The organism is Bizionia gelidisalsuginis, from assembly GCF_008086185.1.
GTDB lineage: Bacteria > Bacteroidota > Bacteroidia > Flavobacteriales > Flavobacteriaceae > Bizionia > Bizionia saleffrena.
Genome location: NZ_VSKN01000011.1, coordinates 34,505 through 54,858 on the forward strand (window position 1 = coordinate 34,505; position 20,354 = coordinate 54,858).

19 protein-coding genes are annotated in these 20,354 nt (G+C 34.1%); 12 read left to right on the forward strand and 7 right to left on the reverse strand.

Going from position 1 to position 20,354, the window contains the following annotated elements; genetic code table 11:
* Positions 1 to 64: 64 nt before the first annotated feature.
* Positions 65 to 1,216, reverse strand: coding sequence for a M14 family metallopeptidase (locus ES677_RS09435; RefSeq protein WP_148381107.1), 1,152 nt, complete (start codon positions 1,214 to 1,216; stop codon positions 65 to 67).
* 304 nt (positions 1,217 to 1,520) lie between these two features.
* Between ES677_RS09435 and ES677_RS09440 the strand changes: the two genes are divergently transcribed.
* The 3 genes from ES677_RS09440 to ES677_RS09450 all read left to right on the forward strand — a co-directional run bounded on the left by ES677_RS09440 (position 1,521) and on the right by ES677_RS09450 (position 3,264).
* Entirely contained in the window at positions 1,521 to 1,955 is a 435-nt protein-coding gene (locus ES677_RS09440) for a helix-turn-helix domain-containing protein (RefSeq protein ID WP_148369069.1), read from the forward strand.
* 143 nt (positions 1,956 to 2,098) lie between these two features.
* A complete protein-coding gene (locus tag ES677_RS09445; protein ID WP_148381108.1) occupies positions 2,099 to 2,470 on the forward strand; it encodes a DNA topoisomerase IV in 372 nt (123 codons plus the stop codon).
* Between the two features lie 2 nt (positions 2,471 to 2,472).
* Complete coding sequence (locus ES677_RS09450) at positions 2,473 to 3,264, forward strand: TerC family protein (protein WP_148369073.1); 792 nt, start codon at positions 2,473 to 2,475, stop codon at positions 3,262 to 3,264.
* A gap of 74 nt (positions 3,265 to 3,338) precedes the next feature.
* On the opposite strand, the gene ES677_RS09455 is transcribed toward ES677_RS09450, so the two are convergent.
* The 3 genes from ES677_RS09455 to ychF form a co-directional block, all read right to left on the reverse strand.
* Positions 3,339 to 5,990: a DNA gyrase/topoisomerase IV subunit A gene (locus ES677_RS09455; RefSeq protein ID WP_148381141.1), complete on the reverse strand. Its 2,652-nt coding sequence runs from the start codon at positions 5,988 to 5,990 to the stop codon at positions 3,339 to 3,341.
* A gap of 196 nt (positions 5,991 to 6,186) precedes the next feature.
* Positions 6,187 to 8,037 carry a DNA topoisomerase IV subunit B gene (locus ES677_RS09460; RefSeq protein ID WP_148369075.1) on the reverse strand — a complete coding sequence of 617 codons (1,851 nt, stop codon included), beginning with the start codon at positions 8,035 to 8,037 and terminating at the stop codon, positions 6,187 to 6,189.
* Positions 8,038 to 8,551: 514 nt separating this feature from the next.
* Positions 8,552 to 9,646 (reverse strand): redox-regulated ATPase YchF, encoded by a 1,095-nt coding sequence (ychF, locus tag ES677_RS09465; protein WP_148369077.1) that lies wholly within the window; start codon positions 9,644 to 9,646, stop codon positions 8,552 to 8,554.
* Positions 9,647 to 9,853: 207 nt separating this feature from the next.
* Between ychF and ES677_RS09470 the strand changes: the two genes are divergently transcribed.
* On the forward strand, positions 9,854 to 10,981 hold the full coding sequence (locus ES677_RS09470) for a carboxypeptidase-like regulatory domain-containing protein (protein ID WP_148381109.1): 1,128 nt from the start codon (positions 9,854 to 9,856) through the stop codon (positions 10,979 to 10,981).
* Positions 10,982 to 11,051: 70 nt separating this feature from the next.
* Here the strand turns inward: ES677_RS09470 and ES677_RS09475 are convergent, their stop codons facing one another.
* Positions 11,052 to 11,405 (reverse strand): 4Fe-4S dicluster domain-containing protein, encoded by a 354-nt coding sequence (locus ES677_RS09475; protein WP_148369081.1) that lies wholly within the window; start codon positions 11,403 to 11,405, stop codon positions 11,052 to 11,054.
* Between the two features lie 63 nt (positions 11,406 to 11,468).
* Here ES677_RS09475 and ES677_RS09480 point away from each other — a divergent pair, with 63 nt between their 5' ends.
* The 8 genes from ES677_RS09480 (at position 11,469) to ES677_RS09515 (ending at position 19,217) form a co-directional block, all read left to right on the forward strand.
* Complete coding sequence (locus ES677_RS09480) at positions 11,469 to 12,527, forward strand: acyl-CoA reductase (protein WP_148369082.1); 1,059 nt, start codon at positions 11,469 to 11,471, stop codon at positions 12,525 to 12,527.
* A 108-nt stretch (positions 12,528 to 12,635) separates the two neighbouring features.
* The gene (gene serC, locus ES677_RS09485; RefSeq protein ID WP_148381110.1) at positions 12,636 to 13,697 is read left to right on the forward strand and encodes a 3-phosphoserine/phosphohydroxythreonine transaminase; all 1,062 of its coding nucleotides are present in this window, start codon (positions 12,636 to 12,638) and stop codon (positions 13,695 to 13,697) included.
* Between the two features lie 93 nt (positions 13,698 to 13,790).
* Positions 13,791 to 14,747, forward strand: a complete 957-nt coding sequence (locus ES677_RS09490; RefSeq protein ID WP_148369086.1) for a D-2-hydroxyacid dehydrogenase — start codon at positions 13,791 to 13,793, stop codon at positions 14,745 to 14,747.
* Positions 14,748 to 14,869: 122 nt separating this feature from the next.
* Positions 14,870 to 15,508, forward strand: coding sequence for a DUF937 domain-containing protein (locus ES677_RS09495; RefSeq protein WP_148381111.1), 639 nt, complete (start codon positions 14,870 to 14,872; stop codon positions 15,506 to 15,508).
* A 103-nt stretch (positions 15,509 to 15,611) separates the two neighbouring features.
* Positions 15,612 to 16,049: a DUF6146 family protein gene (locus ES677_RS09500; protein ID WP_148381112.1), complete on the forward strand. Its 438-nt coding sequence runs from the start codon at positions 15,612 to 15,614 to the stop codon at positions 16,047 to 16,049.
* Between the two features lie 26 nt (positions 16,050 to 16,075).
* Positions 16,076 to 16,570 carry a DUF6787 family protein gene (locus tag ES677_RS09505; protein ID WP_148369092.1) on the forward strand — a complete coding sequence of 165 codons (495 nt, stop codon included), beginning with the start codon at positions 16,076 to 16,078 and terminating at the stop codon, positions 16,568 to 16,570.
* Positions 16,571 to 16,903: a hypothetical protein gene (locus ES677_RS09510; protein WP_246124453.1), complete on the forward strand. Its 333-nt coding sequence runs from the start codon at positions 16,571 to 16,573 to the stop codon at positions 16,901 to 16,903. It begins immediately after the preceding gene.
* A gap of 73 nt (positions 16,904 to 16,976) precedes the next feature.
* Positions 16,977 to 19,217, forward strand: coding sequence for a TonB-dependent receptor (locus ES677_RS09515; protein ID WP_148381113.1), 2,241 nt, complete (start codon positions 16,977 to 16,979; stop codon positions 19,215 to 19,217).
* 59 nt (positions 19,218 to 19,276) lie between these two features.
* Here ES677_RS09515 and ES677_RS09520 read toward each other — a convergent pair whose 3' ends face one another.
* Together ES677_RS09520 and folE are read right to left on the reverse strand one after the other, a co-directional pair.
* Entirely contained in the window at positions 19,277 to 19,576 is a 300-nt protein-coding gene (locus ES677_RS09520; RefSeq protein WP_148381114.1) for a hypothetical protein, read from the reverse strand.
* A 159-nt stretch (positions 19,577 to 19,735) separates the two neighbouring features.
* Complete coding sequence (folE, locus tag ES677_RS09525; protein WP_148369098.1) at positions 19,736 to 20,332, reverse strand: GTP cyclohydrolase I FolE; 597 nt, start codon at positions 20,330 to 20,332, stop codon at positions 19,736 to 19,738.
* Between the last annotated feature and the right edge of the window lie 22 nt (positions 20,333 to 20,354).

Here is a 20,354-nt window from a genome sequence, read left to right on the forward strand (position 1 = left end):
TTCAATTAATTATTAAATATTATGCAAAAATACTATAATCTTATTAAGTTTTAGAGAATAAAAGTTAATTATTACCTAATTTTAATGATAATACTTCATTATTTAAAAGGACTGAATTCACGGTCATACCTACCTGCAATTCACCAGTATTTATCGAAATCAACGGTTTACCATTAGCATTTATCTCTCTATGACCATAATTTGATAATCCCTTATCGATTTTGACTATTTTCGGAATAAAAACAATAGAATCACTTAACAATTGTTCGTCATATTGAATAGCGACACTTCTTATAACACCACCAATTATGGCGTTTTTAATGATTATATCAAAGAACAATTTCTCATTTTGAGGTGTTTTAAGATACATTTCAACATCTTTTTCACTTAAAGTATTTAGTCTAATAGCGCTCAAAGCCACTAAATAAGACTGAAACACTAACCGCCGCACCTCTTCCCTATCGTAATCCTCCTTATAATGTCCCGCCTCAAATAAAACCGTTGGCACGTTTAACGCCTGAAAGGTATCGCCTACGCAGTCTATATTAAAGGAATCATCGTAAATCCCCACTTGACCAGGTATTTCTTTATATAAAGTCTCCGTCATTCTATTTATAACAGACATAGCAACTGCTCTTGTTTGGGTTACAGAGCGCTGTTCATCTTGCGCTGGAGACAAAAAAGATAAGGTCGCTACTTTATTATCATGTCCAGCACTAAAAATGGTACGCTGACCATGCAGATTAAAACAATAATGCGGTTTAAAGGCATCAAAACAAGCTCTTAACGCTCGGCTTTCTGGCTGAGAGAGGTTTTGCGCATCCCGATTTAAGTCTATTGAATTAGCATTTAAACGCGTATACGCTTTAGCACCATCTGGATTTAAAATAGGAATAATAGTCAAGGTAAAGTGCTTTAAAATGGTTTCAGACATTTCAGAATCCCCTTTTAATGTGTTTATTAAATCAAAAAGAGCTTTAGTTGTTGTCGCTTCATTACCGTGCATTTGAGACCACATCAATATTTTTTTATGCCCCGTACCTATTGTTATTGAATAAATATTATGATCGTTTACAGAAACGCCAATAACCGTAACTTTAAATTCTTTAGGCAATTTAGTTAATAAAGGTTCTATGTGGTTAGAGTGTATATAACGTCCAAAAAGAGAACGCTCTTTGTGCTTTAAAAAAAGAGATTGAAGTGCTTCTATTTCCATATGTAAATTTTAAGTGTTACAAAGGTAAACAATTGTTTTGTTACAATTGTAAACAGTTCTTTTTGCTTGGCCAGCGTACTAATGTATACAAATGTTACCAGTCTTTAACAGTGATTACTACACGGATTCCGAATAATGCATAGCAATACGTCTCGCATAGTTAATATATTGTATTTCAATAACTTATAATATTCTACTTAAAGCTTATGTTGACTATAAAATATTAAATATCTTATAATTATTGGTAGTTCTAAATAATAAGTTTACATTTGTAACGTTCAATAACGACTAACCCGTGTTTACAATGATAAACAATGCTGATTTTGCTAAACGCCTTCAAAAGGTGATCGATTTCAACAGTGAAAGTGCTTCTTCTTTCGCCGAAAAAATAGGTGTGCAGCGTTCTACTATTTCACATATTCTTTCCGGTAGAAATAAACCAAGTTTAGAATTTGTACTAAAGGTACTCGCCCATTTTCCAGAAGTAGAATTGTATTGGTTAATGAATGGAAAGGGACAATTTCCTGCTCAAACAAAAAACGACGTTCAAAACCAAAAACAAACTGAACCGAAAGAACATTTATTTTCAAACAGAAACTCGGATGAAAACTCAAAGAACAATTCGAAACATATAGAATCTGAGAACACCCCCTCTTCAATAATTTCAAATTCAAAAAAAGAAATTGATCGTATTGTTATTTTTTATAAAGACGGTAGTTTTTCAAATTTCGAGAATTAAGTACACGGCTAATAATAAAATGAAATACGCGATTCTCAGGACAATGATTATTACGCTATAATAGGTATGAAATTTTTCGTTTATCAAAATTTTATAAGCGCATTTGATTATTTCATTTTGTAGCTTTACAAAAAATATAATTTATGAAACATATAGCGTTATTCTCACTCTTATTATTAGTTCTAGGATGTAATCAACCAGACCGTAATTGCAACGATTTTAAAACCGGAACTTTTAAATTCAACTATATGGTAGATGGAGAAGAACAAGTAGGACACTTTATAAGAACTGAAGATTTACAAATTGAAACTTACGGAACCCGCATAGATTCTTCTATGGTTCGATGGGTTAACGATTGCGAAGTCATCTTTAAAACAATCAACCCTAAAAGTATGGCTGAACAGAAAGATGTGCACATTAAAATTATTACAACCACCGCAAACTCTTATACTTTTGAATATTCTTATGTTGGAGAAGTAGCTAAACAAAAAGGAGAAGCGACTAAAACTGACTGACTATGATTGAGTTTTTTACTTCGAGCGATGCTATTTTTGCTCTATTAACACTAACCTTCTTAGAGATTATATTGGGTATAGACAACATTGTATTTATTTCTATAGCCGCAAATAAACTTCCGGAGCACCAACGCAAGAAAGCAACCAACATAGGTCTTTTATTGGCAATGGTACAACGCGTAGTTTTGCTGTTTTTTGTATCGTTTTTAATTGGGTTATCTAAGCCTTTTTATGTCGTTGATACCGATTGGTTACACTTAGAAATAAGTTGGCAAGCTATTATTTTATTCTCGGGTGGGCTTTTTTTATTATATAAAAGCACCTCTGAAATTAGAGAGAAAGTAGAAACACCTCTTCACGATGAAAACCAAGTGAAAGGAAAGAAAATTCATTCCTTAAAACAGGCCATTATTCAAATTTTATTAATCGACTTTATCTTTTCTATCGATTCAATTTTAACTGCTGTAGGGATGACGAATGGCTTATCGGGCAACCATAATTACAATTTAATTTTAATGATTATTGCTGTGGTCATTTCAATTGGTATAATGATTGGCTTCGCTAATAAAATTAGAGACTTTATAGAAGAACATCCAAGTATTCAGTTACTTGCTTTAGCATTTTTAATCTTAATTGGCTTTATGTTAATTACTGAAGCCGCTCACCTATCCCACACCGAGTTTTTCGGTAATTCGGTTGGAGCAATTCCTAAAGGGTATTTATATTTCGCTATAGCATTCTCTTTATTTATTGAATTCTTAAGCTTTAAAGTGAGTAAAAAGCCAAAGAAATAACACGGGAATTTTACTATAAAAAAAGCCCATCTTTACTTAAAGATGGGCTTTTTTAGTGTTTGTTATTTATAAGATTAGAATAATGTAGACTGGCCATTATCATCTTCTGAATTTGAAGCTTTAGTCTCATCATCTGTTGTTTTTGAAACAGACATATCCTCTTCTTCAATTACTTCTAAATCTTCCGCTGGAATTTCTTCTGGTGCTTCGTAAGGAATAGATTCCATTATATGGATGGCATTTACCCTGTCTTTCGTTAATTGATTCCCTTGCGCAGCAATTCCTTTAATAGAGATAAATTCCTCTAAGTTTATGGGCTCATTCTCTTTGCGATCTTTACCTCTTTCTTTTTTAAATTCTATTTCGGCCATAGGCTTCCAATCGGTAGATACAATTTCTAAAAACGAATTGGGATGATTAGAAATAAACTGCTCTTCTCTATTTTCATTTTCGATAATAAAACGCTTTACGTAATACATCTCTTTCTCTCCATCAAAATAAATTGCTGAAATAGGTTTTTTAGGCACCCACTTTTCCATCACCAACATATCATTATCAAAATGCGTAGTCACTTCAGGAATTATAGTTTTCGCAATCCCTTTTTGGGTAATTACCAAAATACGATCTTCTCCTCTAAATTCACCAACTAATTCTCCGCGCTCATCAACATTAAGACGCTGCACAGTATCGTCGTACCAAATTTTTCTAGGCTTTAAAGTCGACACACCTTTTTCTTTTAATTCTATCTTTTTAACAGGATGTTTGCTCACTAAATTACCTTTAGAAGCTCTTCCTTTTATTAAAATATCAGCAAAATCGATATCCCATTTTAATTTTTTTACACTTCCCACTTGTCGTAAAAACACGGTAATTACCTCAGCTTCTCCATTAGGGTTCGCAGTGAAATATAGTGCTTTCGAACTTTTATTACCATTGGTTAAATCGTATTCTTTATCGCGAGTAATAGAAGTTACTGCAAAACGTTTAATATAAGAAGGGCCTTTGCTTCCATCTTTATACACCAAATTATAAATGGTACGTTTATCTTTCTTTTTAAATACTGCTACGTATATAATGCCTTTGCCAACAAAGGTTTTAGAATCTACCTTTGAGACCATCATTTTACCGTCGGCAGTAAATGCAATAATATCGTCTATATCACTACAATCGCAAACATATTCATCGCGCTTTAAAGACGTACCAATAAAACCTTCCTCTTTATTAACGTATAACTTTGTGTTTCTAATCACCACTTTGGTAGCATCGACATCTTCAAACGTTCTTAATTCTGTTTTTCGTTCTCTACCGGCGCCATACTCTTTTTTAAGTCGTGTAAAAAAAGCGATCGCATACTCTATTAAATGTGCTAAATGATGTTTAACCTCTGCTATTTGTTCTTCTAAAGCATCAATTTTTTGTTGCGCTTTATCGATATCAAATTTTGAAATTCTTTTAATTCGTATCTCCGTTAAACGCGCAATATCCTCAACAGTAACAGCACGTTTCAGGTGTTTTATATGTGGTTGAAGTCCTTTTTCGATAGCAGAAATAACGCCATCCCAAGTTTCTTCTTCCTCAATATCGCGATAAATTCTATTTTCTATAAAAATGCGCTCTAAACTCGCGAAGTGCCATTGCTCTTCAAATTCTCCTAATTTAATTTCAAGCTCTTGTTTTAAAAGCTGAACCGTATTATCAGTACTTCGGCGTAACATTTCGGTAACACCAACAAACAATGGTTTATTATTTTCAATAACACAACCCAATGGTGAAATAGACGTTTCACAATTGGTAAACGCATACAAGGCGTCGATAGTTTTATCTGGCGATAATCCTGATGGCAAATGAATAAGAATTTCCACTTCGGCAGCCGTATTGTCTTCAATTTTTTTAATCTTTATTTTCCCTTTATCGTTCGCTTTTAAAACAGAATCGATTAAAGAGGAGGTTGTCGTACCGAAAGGAATTTCAGAAATAACCAACGTGTTTTTATCGAGTTGCGAAATTTTAGCACGCACATGTACTTTCCCTCCACGCAAACCATCGTTATAATCAGAACAATCTGCTATTCCGGCTGTTGGAAAATCTGGTAAAATAGTAAAGCGCTTACCCTGTAAATGTTTTACCGAAGCGTCGATTAACTCTATAAAGTTATGAGGTAAAATTTTAGTAGATAATCCTACAGCAATCCCTTCTCCTCCTTGTGCTAAAAGCAACGGAAACATTACCGGTAAATTTATAGGCTCTTTTCTACGGCCATCGTAACTAGATTGCCACTGGGTAATTTTTGGATTGAAAACAACATCCATTCCAAATTTTGAAATTCTTGCTTCTATATAACGTGCTGCTGCAGCGCGATCGCCTGTAAGAATATTCCCCCAGTTTCCTTGCGTATCTATTAACAAGTCTTTTTGACCAATTTGCACCATTGCATCGGCAATACTCGCATCTCCGTGCGGGTGATATTGCATAGTATGCCCCACAATATTAGCTACTTTATTGTAACGCCCATCGTCTAAATCCTTCATAGAATGCATAATACGACGCTGCACCGGTTTGAAACCGTCTTCTATTGCAGGAACCGCACGTTCCAAAATTACATACGAAGCATAATCGAGAAACCATTCTTTATACATTCCTGTAATTCGGGTAATGGTTTCTTGCGGTTCCTGGGTATTTAAATCTTCTAAGTTATCGTTTGTTAGTTCGTCGTTGTCTTCTGCCATATTGCGTATTCCTTCGTGGGGAGGCATTTTATTAGTTTTGTTTTAAATATCACTGTATTTAAAATCCAATTCAATCCTTAAAATTTATACAGTGTTTTCAATTTCAAAATGAACTATAAATCACTGTAAATTAATAGTATAATCATTTAATTATTTGATAACTAATATAATTAAATCTGTTTTCTTCTCTAGGAAGTTATTCGATAACATCCAACTCGACCTTTAAATTATCTATTATAAACTCTTGTCTGGTGGGAGTATTCTTACCCATATAAAATGATAATAAATCGTCAATATTCATATTGTCATCTAACATTACAGGATCTAAACGAATATTATCACCAATAAAATGCACAAATTCATCTGGAGAGATTTCACCAAGACCTTTAAATCGGGTGATTTCTGGTTTTGGTTTTAATTTTTCTATCGCTTTAACACGCTCTTCATCTGAATAACAGTAAATAGTTTCCTTCTTATTTCGTACACGAAATAAAGGCGTTTGTAAAATATATAAATGTCCGTCCTTAATAATTTCTGGAAAAAACTGAAGAAAGAATGTTATTAATAATAAACGAATGTGCATACCATCAACATCGGCATCGGTAGCGATTACTACATTATTGTAGCGTAAATCTTCTAACGATTCTTCAATATTTAAGGCGGCTTGCAACAAATTAAATTCTTCGTTTTCGTAAACAATTTTCTTAGTTAAACCGTAGCTATTTAATGGTTTCCCTTTTAAACTGAATACCGCCTGCGTATTTACATCTCTAGACTTTGTAATACTACCAGATGCAGAATCTCCCTCGGTAATAAATAAAGTAGACTCTAAGTTTCTAGGGTTTTTAGCATCGCCAAAATGCACTCGGCAATCGCGCAATTTTTTATTGTGTAAACTTGCTTTTTTAGCGCGGTCTTTGGCTAATTTCCTAATACCAGAGAGTTCTTTACGTTCGCGTTCTGCTTGTAAAATCTTTCTCTGAATTTTATCGGCCGTTTCAGGATTTTTATGAAGGTAATTATCTAAATGTGTTTTTAGAAAATCGTTAATATAGGTACGAACGGTTGGTAATTCACCTCCCATATCTGTAGATCCTAATTTTGTTTTTGTTTGACTCTCGAATACGGGCTCCATTACTTTAATAGCAATGGCAGAGACGACAGATTTTCTAACATCTGAAGCTTCGTAATTTTTACCGTAATATTCTCGTATTGTTTTCACTAAAGCTTCTCTAAAAGCCGTTAAGTGCATTCCACCCTGGGTTGTATTTTGTCCGTTAACAAAAGAATGGTATTGTTCGCTATATTGTGTTTTACTGTGCGTAATGGCGACCTCGATATCCTCACCACGAAGATGAATGATAGGATAAAGTAAATCGGTAGCGTTTATATTTTCAGCTAAAAGATCTTTTAAACCATTTTCACTGAAAAATTTTTCACCGTTAAAAACTATGGTTAACCCAGGATTTAGGTATACGTAGTTTTTTAACATTTTTACAACGTACTCACTTCGGTATTTGTAATTTTTGAATATGACTTCATCTGGAACAAACGATACCTTAGTACCCTTTCTACGTGTGGTTTCCTCTAAAAACTCTTCATTAGTTAAATTTCCTTGCTCGAAATCTGCCGAAGCACTTTTTCCATCACGAGACGATTCTACTCTAAAAAAGGACGACAAGGCATTTACCGCTTTAGTACCTACCCCATTTAAACCTACAGATTTCTTAAAGGCTTTAGAGTCGTATTTTCCCCCGGTATTCATTTTAGAAACCACATCTACCACTTTTCCTAAAGGAATACCTCGACCATAATCGCGCACAATAACTTTGCTGCCTTGAACAGAAATATCTATAGTTTTACCGGCGCCCATAACAAACTCATCGATTGAGTTATCGAGCACCTCTTTAAGTAAAATGTAAATACCATCGTCTGGAGACGATCCATCTCCTAATTTACCAATATACATTCCTGGACGCATACGGATATGTTCCTTCCAATCTAGTGAGCGTATATTATCTTCGGTATAATTAGTTTGTTCAGACATAGTGATTAAGAGAAAGTTTAGATCGATTGCTAATATACCATATCCGTAGAAAAAATGAAAACTCAAAGCAACAAAGTAATTAACAAACTTTTACTTTTTTTAATAGCATAATGGTGTTAAAGAAATGTAGGATACTATAATGAATTTTAGATTTTGGTCTGACTTGTATAATTAGTTTAAAATACTAAAATTAAATCACTATGTAAGGGTTGTTATTTTTTGATTTTTAGTTCGCTTATTTTTCTTCTAATAAACAAGTGCTTAGTACCAATTCTGAGATAGGCGGAAGGAATGGTGATGTTGACTAATGATGTTAATTCAAATAAGTGTGAACCTTTTTAAATACACGTTCTATTCACTTATAGCTTGAAGGAGCCAAACGCCATTTGGTGATAACAATTGCGGCTTGAGTCTAGCAGTTTAAATGACACCATTAATAAACAGTATTATCGTAAAACATAAAAAAGCCAATATCGAGAGATATTGGCTTTTTTAATCGTGTATGGTATAAGAATTAGACGTTGAATAAAAAGTGCATAACATCGCCATCTTTAACGATGTAAGTCTTCCCTTCTACTCGCATTTTTCCTGCTTCTTTTGTTTTTGCTTCGCTACCGTAAGTTACGTAATCGTCGTAACCTATTACTTCAGCTCTAATAAATCCTTTTTCGAAATCGGTATGTATCACTCCTGCTGCTTGTGGTGCCGTCGCGCCTACATCAATCGTCCAAGCACGAACTTCTTTTACACCCGCTGTAAAGTACGTTTGTAACTTTAATAATTTGTAAGCAGAACGAATTAGTTTTGCCGAACCGGCTTCGTCTAAACCTATATCTGATAGAAACATCTGGCGCTCTTCATAATCATCCAACTCAGTAATATCAGCTTCTGTTCCTACTGCAAGCACTATAACTTCAGCATTTTCATCTTTTACAGCTTCTTTTACCTGGTCTACATAAGCGTTTCCAGAAACTGCCGATCCTTCATCTACATTACAAACATATAACACGGGCTTATCTGTAATTAAATGAGATGGGGTAACGTAATCGTTATATTCATCGTCTGTAAACTCTAAAGCACGTACAGATATTCCTGCTTCTAAACCGGTTTTAATTTTTAATAAAACCGCTTCTTCTTTTTGCGCTTCTTTATTTCCCGTTTTTGCCGCTCTTTTTACTTTATCAAGCTTTTTTTCTACAGTATCTAAATCTTTAAGTTGTAATTCGATATCTATAGTTTCTTTATCTCTAATCGGGTTGACATTACCATCAACGTGAATAATGTTATCGTTGTCAAAACAACGTAATACATGTAAAATAGCATCAGTTTCTCTAATATTTGCTAAAAACTGATTTCCTAAACCTTCTCCTTTACTTGCCCCTTTAACTAAACCAGCAATATCTACTATTTCTACAGTTGCTGGTAAAACACGCTCTGGATTTACTAAGCTTTCTAATTTTTCTAATCTAGTATCGGGAACGTTTACAACTCCAATATTCGGCTCTATGGTACAAAACGGAAAGTTTGCACTTTGTGCTTTGGCATTGGATAAACAATTAAATAAAGTTGATTTTCCTACGTTTGGTAATCCTACTATTCCTGCTTTCATATTATAATTTATTGTGGCGCAAATATACTATTAATTACAATTTTTTAATCTAAAAAACGAAATGTTTAAACATATAACTCACAGCGTTTTAAGTTATTTTATTAAATTAGTAGGAGAAAATGAACTCTGATTGTTATATCTATAAGATACTTAATATATAAATTAAGTTTTCATTTTTAAAGACTATTAACCATTAAAATAATTCTTATGAAACTATTTTTACTAAGTTGCTTATCGGTATTTCTATTTTTTTCTTGTTCTGAAGAAGATGAGCTTCAACCAGAACCACATCAAATTAATATCTCCGGAAAGCTATTAGCGCCTAACAACCTCGATCCCATTTCTAATGCTAAAGTGGAAGCTTATACGAATGCTACTCTTAAAGGAAACACAGTAACCAATAATAAAGGTGAATTCAACATCTCTTTGCCTGAAGGTGCTTATAAATTAGTGCTTTCTAAAGGTTTATTTTCTACCGAACACGAGATTGCAGTAACCACCGACACTACTCTAGACAGTTACAAATTAGATATTCTACCAAAAATTGGTGTAGTCACCGGTAATTACGATAATATAGAAAATGTTTTATACGATATTGGTTTAGTAAACCCGATAACCGGTGCGCCGTTATTCGATATTATTGAAGGTGTAAACACTAACCGAGTACCTTACCAAACAACTCCTAAACACGGTAATCACGGCTTATCTCAAAATAAAAATGCTACTCAAAATCCGCAATTAAACACTAATGTCTCTTTCGATTTTAGCGACTTAATTACCGATCCTGCACTTTTAGGGACTTACGATATTTTATTTCTTAACTGCGGTTTAAATGACGGTTTTGTATCTAGCGATAGTAACCTACTAAATTATGTTAATAACGGCGGATTTCTCTATGCTACAGATTGGGCTTCAGGCTATTTAAATAGTATAACCAATGCGGGAGCCGATTATTTAACCTTTTTAGATCCTGAAAGGAGTGGAATATCACTAACCACAAATGCAACCATTTTGAATGGTGATTTAAACGCGTGGTTGTTATTAAATTTCGGAATGACTATAGACGATAACATAGAGATTAATGCGTTTTTAAACAGCTGGCAGGTTGTCGATTCTTACGATCCTAATACGTGCGTATCTTGGCTAAACGGCCCCGTTACATACACTACCAACTCTGGTGTTGTAACAGCAAATAAAGACTTAGCCTTAACTTTTCTTGTAGGCAGTGGCGCTGTATTTTACGCGTCTTTCCATACCGAAAATACAGATCAAGGGTTCTCGGATGTCGATAGGATTATGGAGTATTTAGTTTTCGAAATGTCTGATGTGGAATAAAAAACTATTAAAACAAAAAAAATCTCAAGTTTAAGCTTGAGATTTTTTTTTATATCACTTGAAATATAATCTAGTCTTCTGGGTGCATAAAACGTTGTTTTGCTAATAACACCTCTTCTGTTTCTACGTGTTCGTCATCAGGAACGCAACAATCTACAGGGCAAACCGCGGCACATTGTGGTTCGTCATGAAATCCTTTACACTCTGTACATTTATCGGGTACTATATAATATACTTCGTCACTAATGGGTTCTTGAGTTTCATCGGCGTCTACTACTTTTCCGTTAGGTAAAACAACATTGCCGTCCAATTGAGTTCCGTCTTTATAACGCCAGTCATCCGCTCCCTCATAAATTGCAGTATTAGGGCATTCTGGCTCACAAGCACCACAATTTATACATTCGTCTGTTATTATAATTGCCATAGCATTTTCTTTTTCTAAATTTGCACAAATTTAAAGCCAAAACCATTCATAAGCAAATACTATATGAATTTACATCAAAGAATTAACGCTTTTACTAAGTTAGGAGCCTTTTTAAGTCAGTTTACAACGCCTGAAGCTGTAAAAAATGAAACAGTAGACTACAATGAACTTTTTTTCGATGGATTTAAACACCAATTAAAATTGGCCAAAGAGCACAATGGTTGGTTTACACAAAAAAATCTTATTTTTGCATTGCAAGGTTGGGCTCAGTCTTTAACACCTTCTCAATTAGAGCAATGGCTTAAAGAGTATAATTTTGATGCCGTTTCGCCCCAACAAGTAGCTATTATTATGGCGGGGAATATTCCGCTCGTTGGTTTTCACGATTTTATATCTGTGTTAATTTCCGGGCACGCGGTACTTGTTAAACAATCGTCTAACGATAAACATATTCTACCTTATTTAGCAAAATACTTAGAGCAGGTAGAGCCTGAGTTTAAAGGAAAAATAACTTTTACAGAAGGTAAATTGAAAGATTTCGATGCCGTTATAGCAACAGGAAGTAATAATACAGCGCGTTATTTCGAATATTATTTTAAAGGTAAATCCTCTATAATTAGAAAAAACAGAAACTCGGTAGCCGTTTTAACTGGGAACGAAACTGAACAGCAGATGCAAGATCTTTCCGAAGATATTTTTAGATATTACGGATTAGGATGCCGAAATGTGTCTAAGTTATTTTTACCTAAAGGATATAATTTTGATGCCTTCTTTAATGCTATGTTTCCTTGGAACGACATTATAAACGAACATAAATACGCCAATAATTACGATTACAATAAAGCGGTGTACTTAATGAGTGAATTTAAAATGCTTGAAAATGGTTTCTTAATGATTAAAGAAGATGAAAGCTACTCCTCACCTATTGCTACTCTATTTTACGAATATTACGAATCTACCGAAGCACTTCAAGACAAATTAAAAACGGAAGCAGAACAGATACAATGCATTGTTTCTAAAGGTTTTATTGATACGGAAATTCCGTTTGGAAAAACGCAAAAACCCGAGCTTTGGGATTATGCCGATGATGTAAACGTGATCGACTTTTTGTTAAAAATATAGATAATAAATTATAATTTAAATAACATAAAATAAGGCATTATTTATCACCTTTGCACTTATAACAATAAAAAACAGTCTTTTTAACGGAAGATTTTAAATACCATCTTAATGAAACTACACAATTTTAGTGCCGGACCTTGTATCTTGCCAAGAGAAGTAATTACTAAAGCCTCGGAAGCGCTTTTAGATTTCGATAACGGTTTGTCGTTATTAGAAATCTCACATAGAAGTAAGCCTTTTGTAGATGTTATGGATAAAGCCAGCGACTTAGCCCTAGAACTTCTTGGTTTAGAGGGTAAAGGTTATAAAGCTCTATTTTTACAAGGTGGAGCAAGCACTCAATTTTTAATGGTAGCGTTAAATTTACTAGAAAAAAGAGCTGGTTATTTAAACACTGGAACGTGGGCCGATAAAGCTATTAAAGAAGCCAGAATGTATGGCGATGTTTATGAAGTAGGATCGTCTAAAAAAGAGCATTTTAATTATATACCTAAAGGATACGATATCCCTTCAGACTACGATTATTTCCATTGCACGTCTAACAATACCATATTTGGAACACAAATGAAAAGTTTTCCAAAGACCGATATTCCTATGGTTTGCGATATGAGTAGCGATATTTTTTCTCGTAGTTTAGATTTTTCTCAATTCGATTTAATTTATGCCGGGGCTCAAAAAAATATGGGCCCAGCAGGAACGACACTTGTTGTTATTAAAGAAGATATTTTAGGAAAAGTATCACGCAAAATTCCATCGATGATGGATTATAAAATACACATCGATAAAAGCAGTATGTTTAATACACCTCCTGTCTTTGCGGTATATACGTCTATGTTAACTTTAGAATGGCTTAAAAACCTTGGTGGTATAAAAGCAATCGAAAAAGTTAACGAAATGAAAGCGCGTATTATGTATTCGGAAATCGATTTAAATCCGTTATTTAAAGGCTACTCGGCAAAAGAAGACCGCTCGAATATGAACGCAACCTTCACCCTTATAAATGACGACCTTAAAGAAACATTCGAAACAATGTGCCAAGAAGCAGGAATTAGAGGATTAAATGGACATAGAAGTGTGGGTGGTTACCGTGCATCAATGTACAACGCGTTATCAATAGATAGCGTTAAAGCATTAGTTGAAGTAATGAGCGAATTAGAAAGTCAGGCGTAAGTAACCCATTTTCTTATAAAAATAAAATTAATTTTAAGTTGAAGTGCTGGTAGTGAATCACATTGAAGTTCTTCAAAATTAAACCTTAAATAAATGAAAGTATTAGCAAACGATGGCGTTTCACAAAGTGGAATTAAAGCATTAGAGGAGGCCGGATTTGAAGTCTTAACAACCACTGTTTCTCAAGAGCAGTTAGCAAATTTTATAAACGAGAATAATATTACTGTACTCTTAGTACGTAGTGCAACTACCGTTAGAAAAGAAATTATCGATGCATGTCCGGGATTAAAAATAATTGGTCGCGGTGGTGTTGGTATGGACAACATAGATGTAGAATATGCGAAAGATAAAGGTATTCACGTTATAAATACACCTGCAGCCTCATCACAATCGGTTGCAGAGTTGGTATTTGCTCATTTATTTGGTAGTGTCCGTTTTTTACACGATTCGAACAGAAATATGCCTTTAGATGGTGATACACAATTTAAAAAACTTAAAAAAAACTACGCTAAAGGTATCGAGCTTAAAGGTAAAACTTTAGGTATTGTCGGTTTTGGACGTATTGGTAAAGACGTTGCAAAAATTGCTCTAGGTGTGGGTATGAAAGTAATTGCTACCGATAAATTTATTGGTAAAGAAGATATAAAAGTAGAGTTTTACAATGGGCAATCTATAAATGTTGAAATTGAAACAGTAGCCTTAGACGATTTATTAAAACAATCTGATTTTGTAACACTGCATGTTCCTGCTCAAAAAGGCTATGTTATTGGTAAGGAGCAATTCGAACTAATGAAAAACGGAGCCGGTATTGTAAATGCAGCGCGTGGAGGAGTTATTGACGAAGTTGCTTTAGTTGATGCCTTAGATAGCGGAAAAATTGCTTTTGCAGGATTAGATACTTTTGAAGAAGAACCTAAACCAGCAATTAAAGTATTAATGAATGGCCGCGTATCGCTTACACCACATATTGGTGCAGCAACAAACGAAGCGCAAGATAGAATAGGTACAGAATTAGCAGAACAAATTAGCCGTTTATTACTTACAAAGTAAAATAAAATACCACGCTGTGTTGTAATCTGTAAACAGAAATTAAAAAGCCGTAGACTTATGTTTATGGCTTTTTTTATGTAATTTTAGTACATCAATACTTTAATTAACAGAAAAACAAAGAAATGGCAGGAATTTTAGACGTACTAAACTCAGATCTTGGGCAAACAATTATAAGTGGTGTTGCAGGTTCTACAGGACAAGATAAAGACAAAACAAGTAGTGTACTTACAATGGCATTACCAGTTTTAATGAAAGCAATGGAGCGCAACGTCGCTACACCGAAGGGTGCAGAAGGTTTAATGAGTGCTATTCAAGGTAAACACAGCGGTGGAATTTTAGATAATTTGAGTGATTTGTTTTCTGGTGGCGTTGATGATAATGTAAAAAATGATGGCGATAAAATATTAAATCACGTATTAGGCAGCAAAAAACGAGGCGTAGAATCTATTATCGGACAAAAAGCAGGATTAGATGTGGGATCTGTAGGGCAAATATTAAAAGTCGCTGCTCCCATTTTAATGGGTATTATTGGTCAACAAGCACAGCAAAAGAACGTAAGCTCAACTAATGATTTATCTGGGTTATTAGGTGGATTATTGGGCGGAAACGACGCTAAAGAGGAACAAAATTTCTTAGAAAAAATTCTAGATGCAGACGGCGATGGTAGCGTTATCGACGATGTTGCTGGTATGCTACTTGGAGGTAGTAAGAAGAAAGGTGGACTTGGCGGATTATTAGGCGGTCTTTTCGGTGGAAAATAACCTAACAATGAATCTATAATAGTATTAATAAATCTAAAGAGTGAAACTTATGTTTTGCTCTTTTTTTATTACCCTTTAAAAATTGTATTTTTAATAAAAAAAAATGAAAAACATCTCTCTTATACTACTGTTTTCTGTTCTAGCATTTAGTTGTAAAACAAATGAAAAGACGACAGAAAATATAAAACAGACTACTAATACGGCAGTTGGAGATACCATTACAATCTCTGGTAAAAATCTAGAATACGATATTCTAATTATAGAACCTGGTTTTAATTATTGGCTAAAATCTACAGCGAAGCCTCAAGGTTTTCACAACCAAGGGTACTTAGAAAATAGAAATTTCCGTTATGTTACAGAGTGGAACCAAAGAGTATCGCAACCATTACGTTACAATTCAAAGCTTTACGAACTCCCTGTTAACTACCAAAACAATATTGATTACGGTTACGCGCTAAATTACAAGCTGTACAACTATTTTATTTACTTTCAAAACACTTATAAACAAAACCTATTAGGCGGCAGAATCCCCTCAAATTAATTATATTTGCGGCTGTATTGTATATTATGAAACAATTTAAAGCACGCTGGGATATCGATAGGAATTGGCAATTTATTTTCCCAATTTTCGGAGTACTAATTCTATTTTATTCTAGTTATAAATTAACTGGTTTATTTAGAGAAGAATACCCTAATGGTCTAAAAGTAATTTTTGCGCTTTTAATATTCTTTATTCTATTAAAGTTTATTCTTTTTCTATTTAAGAGGCTAGAGAAAAAATGGATTGTAACACACCGCTGGGAACTCATTCGTATTTTTATGGTATTTGCCATTACAGGATCGTCTTCTTTATTTGTTGGACGACCAATTATAAAACTAATGGGAATTACTAAAGAAAACCTAAATATCTATGTATATTGGTTTTTATATATTATCATTGGGATTCTATTTTATCAGATTCTTTTAGTTAGTATTGGTTGGCTTTTTGGTCAGTTTAAATTCTTTTGGGAATTCGAAAAGAAAATGATTCGCCGTTTTGGATTAGGAAGATTTGTAGATTAAATGCATCAGTTTAAACAACATATTAGTATAAAATTACTCGCATTGGCTTTAGTCTTTGCAGTGGCGATACCTACTGTTGTTAAATTCTGCCATATTTTCGAAGACCATAAACACGAAGTATGTACGGGAGAAAAAGATACTCACATTCACGAAATAGATATAGAGTGTGAATTCTATAAATTCAAATTAAATCACGTTTTTTCAGTTAATTTCGATACTTACGTGTTTTTGTCTATCGAAGAAAACTTCAAAATATCAAGTTCTCAATATCAGTTTATTAGCGATTATCAACGGTTACCCTACTCTCTTCGGGGGCCTCCGCAATTAGTTTAACCTATAGTTTTTTATTCTTTCGCTTCATTAGGAAGTGAAATACCACTATTTATTAAATTAATTACATTTTTCAATGAAATATTTTTATACACTACTGCTATTTTTAGCGGCAACACACCTGTATTCACAACAGAATATTACAGGAATCATTATAGATCAAGACACTAATCACCCTATAGAATTTGCAACGGTTTACATTCCTAAGTTAGAAAAAGGCACCACAACCAACCAAGAAGGGGGCTTTACTTTAAAAGGCATTCCGTTAGGTACACAAAATATTATTGTTTCGATAGTAGGCTATCAAACGGCATCACAGAATATCATTTTACCATTAAACACCCCACTAACTATGGCATTAAAACCTTCTGCTATAGAAATGGAGGAGGTCATCATTTCCACCCCTTTTCATAAATTACAAAGTGAGAACGTTATGAAAGTGGAACGTGCAAACATAAAAGCGTTACAACAACAAGGCGCTATGAATTTATCTGAAGGCCTATCCACTATCGCGGGCGTAGAAAGCGTTTCCACAGGGGTTAGCATCGGGAAACCAGTTATTCGAGGTTTAAGTTCTAATCGTGTTTTGGTGTACGCGCAAGGTATCCGTTTAGAAAATCAGCAATTTGGAGACGAACACGGTTTGGGTATTAGCGATGCCGGCATAGAAAGCGTAGAAGTCATTAAAGGCCCGGCCTCATTACTTTACGGGAGCGATGCGCTGGGTGGCGTTTTATATTTAAACCCAGAAAGGTATGCCTCTAGAAATTCTTCGGCGTCTAATATTGAAGGGAAATATTTTAGTAATACTAAAGGATATAGCACAAATGCAGGCTATAAATCGTCTGGAGAAAATTTAAAATTTCTTTTTAGAGGAAGCCTTGCAGAACACTCCGATTATAATACAGAAGACTACCGAGTGACTAACACCCGCTTTAGAGAACAAGATTTTAAAGCCGGTATTGGTTACCAAAATGATGGTTTTAAAACGGATTTTAGATATAACGTAAATCATTCAAAATTAGGAATTCCAGAAGAAATTGGTGAGCAATCTACCAATCGTGCACCTTTATTACCGTATCAAGACCTAACGAATCATATTTTTAGTTTAAAATCCACTTCCTTTTTCAAGAATTCACGTTTAGATTATACGTTTGGTTATACTTATAACGACAGAAAAGAGTTTGAAGAACACCATGAACACGATGATCATTCCGCAGAGGAACAACATCAAGATGATGCCTATGATCACACAGAGAAAGAAAGTGTTTTAGATCCTGCTTTATATATGAAGCTAAAAACGGCGAATTACGATATTAAATATAATTTGCCAAGAACTGAAACTATAGAAACTATTGTTGGTATTCAAGGTATGAATCAAACCAATAAAAACTATGGTGAAGAACAATTAATACCAGACGCCACCATTAACGATTTTGGAGTTTTGGCAACATCCCACATTCATTTTAATGCCGCCGACTTGCAATTGGGAGTTCGTTTTGACACGCGCGATATTAAGGTGAATTCTGGAATACATAAAAGTTATAACAGCTTTAATGGATCGGTTGGTGTGAAAACAAACCTTACAGAAAACACTGTTGTACGCTTAAATATGGCGTCTGGGTTTAGAGCGCCAAATTTGGCAGAATTAACAAGTAATGGTAGTCATGAAGGCACGAACCGTTATGAAATTGGAAATTCAGAGTTAAAAAATGAACAAAATATTCAAGCAGATTTAACTTTAGAACATGGTAGCAAACATTTTGAGTTTTTTGTTAATGGCTTCTATAATACAATCAATAACTATATTTATTTAACGCCTACTGGAGCGCTTATAAATAACGATCCTGTGTTTTTATACTTGCAAGAAGACGCTTCATTATATGGAGGAGAAATTGGGTTTCACTTACACCCGCATCCTATACATTGGTTGCATTTAGAAAGTAGCTTCGAGACCGTAACTGGTAAACAAGACAATGGCGCGTACTTGCCATTAATTCCCGCTAATAGTTTAACAAATAAAATCCGTGTAGAATTTGAAAATAATCAAGTATCTAAAGGCTATGCTTTTGTGAAGTTAAAATCCACATTTAAACAAAATAACACCAGTGCTTTCGAAACAACAACTGACGGTTATAATTTATTAAGTGCTGGTTTTGGTGGCGATTTTATCGTGTTTAATACCACTTGTGGCGTGTCGCTAAGCGGAAGCAACTTAACGAATAAAACATATTTTAATCATTTATCGCGATTAAAAAGTGATGGTATATTTAATATGGGGCGCAGTTTTAACCTCGGGTTAACTTTTATCTTATAGAATATTATCAACATTAAAAAAGCCAGTAATTAATTACTGGCTTTTTTAATTTATAGGGACTACTCTATTTCACTACTACTATCTTTCGAAGATGAAAGCACGAAGGTATAAAGCCACATTAAAGTAAACGACGGAATAATATCGAAACCGGGTAATAGTTCTTCTACAAAAGACACAACCGCTCCCACCTTACCTTTTTTCCCACTGTACATTTTAGTCATTAACCACGCCGAAATTGGTGCCCATATAAAATCTGTTAATTCTCCAAATCCTGGAATAATAAAACTAAGGTAACCAACGGTATCAAATAGTAATCCTAAGGCTAGTTTATTATATTTATTGCTATGTTCTAAATTCATCGATAATTTGTATGGTTGTGTTAAACCTAATACAAATTTTATTCCATTTTTATAACACTGACAATACAACCTTAATAATCAATAAATTAGCAACAGTAGCGCTGCGCTAGTTTATAAAGTTATTTAAATAAATAAATAAAGGCTTGAAACGTGAGCTAATTACGATAGTTTTTCACTGATTAGTTTTAAAAACTCAGTACGCGTTTCAATGTTTTTAAAAGCACCTCTAAAGCCAGATGTGGTGGTGGTAGAATTTTGTTTTTGCACACCACGCATCATCATACACATATGTGACGCTTCAATAACAACCGCTACACCTTCGGGTTTTAAGGTATCGTTTATGCAATTTAAAATTTGCTCTGTTAAACGCTCTTGAACCTGCAATCGTCGCGAAAACACATCTACTATTCTCGGTATTTTACTTAATCCTACAATATGACCGTTGGGGATATAAGCAATATGTGCTTTTCCGAAAAATGGTAAAATATGATGTTCACAAAGCGAATACAATTCTATATCCTTTACTATAACCATTTCGTTATAGGATTCTTTAAACATCGCACTTTTTAAAATTTCAGCGGCATCTTGCTCATAACCTTGAGTTAAAAACTGCAGTGCTTTTGCAGCGCGCTCTGGGGTTTTTAATAATCCTTCGCGTTCAGTATTTTCACCTAAATCCTCAATAATAGCTTTATAACGATCCTTCACATCGTCTGTAACTTGCATATTATACTCCTCAAATTTTTTATAGGGCATAGTCCAATTATTCTTTTCTATT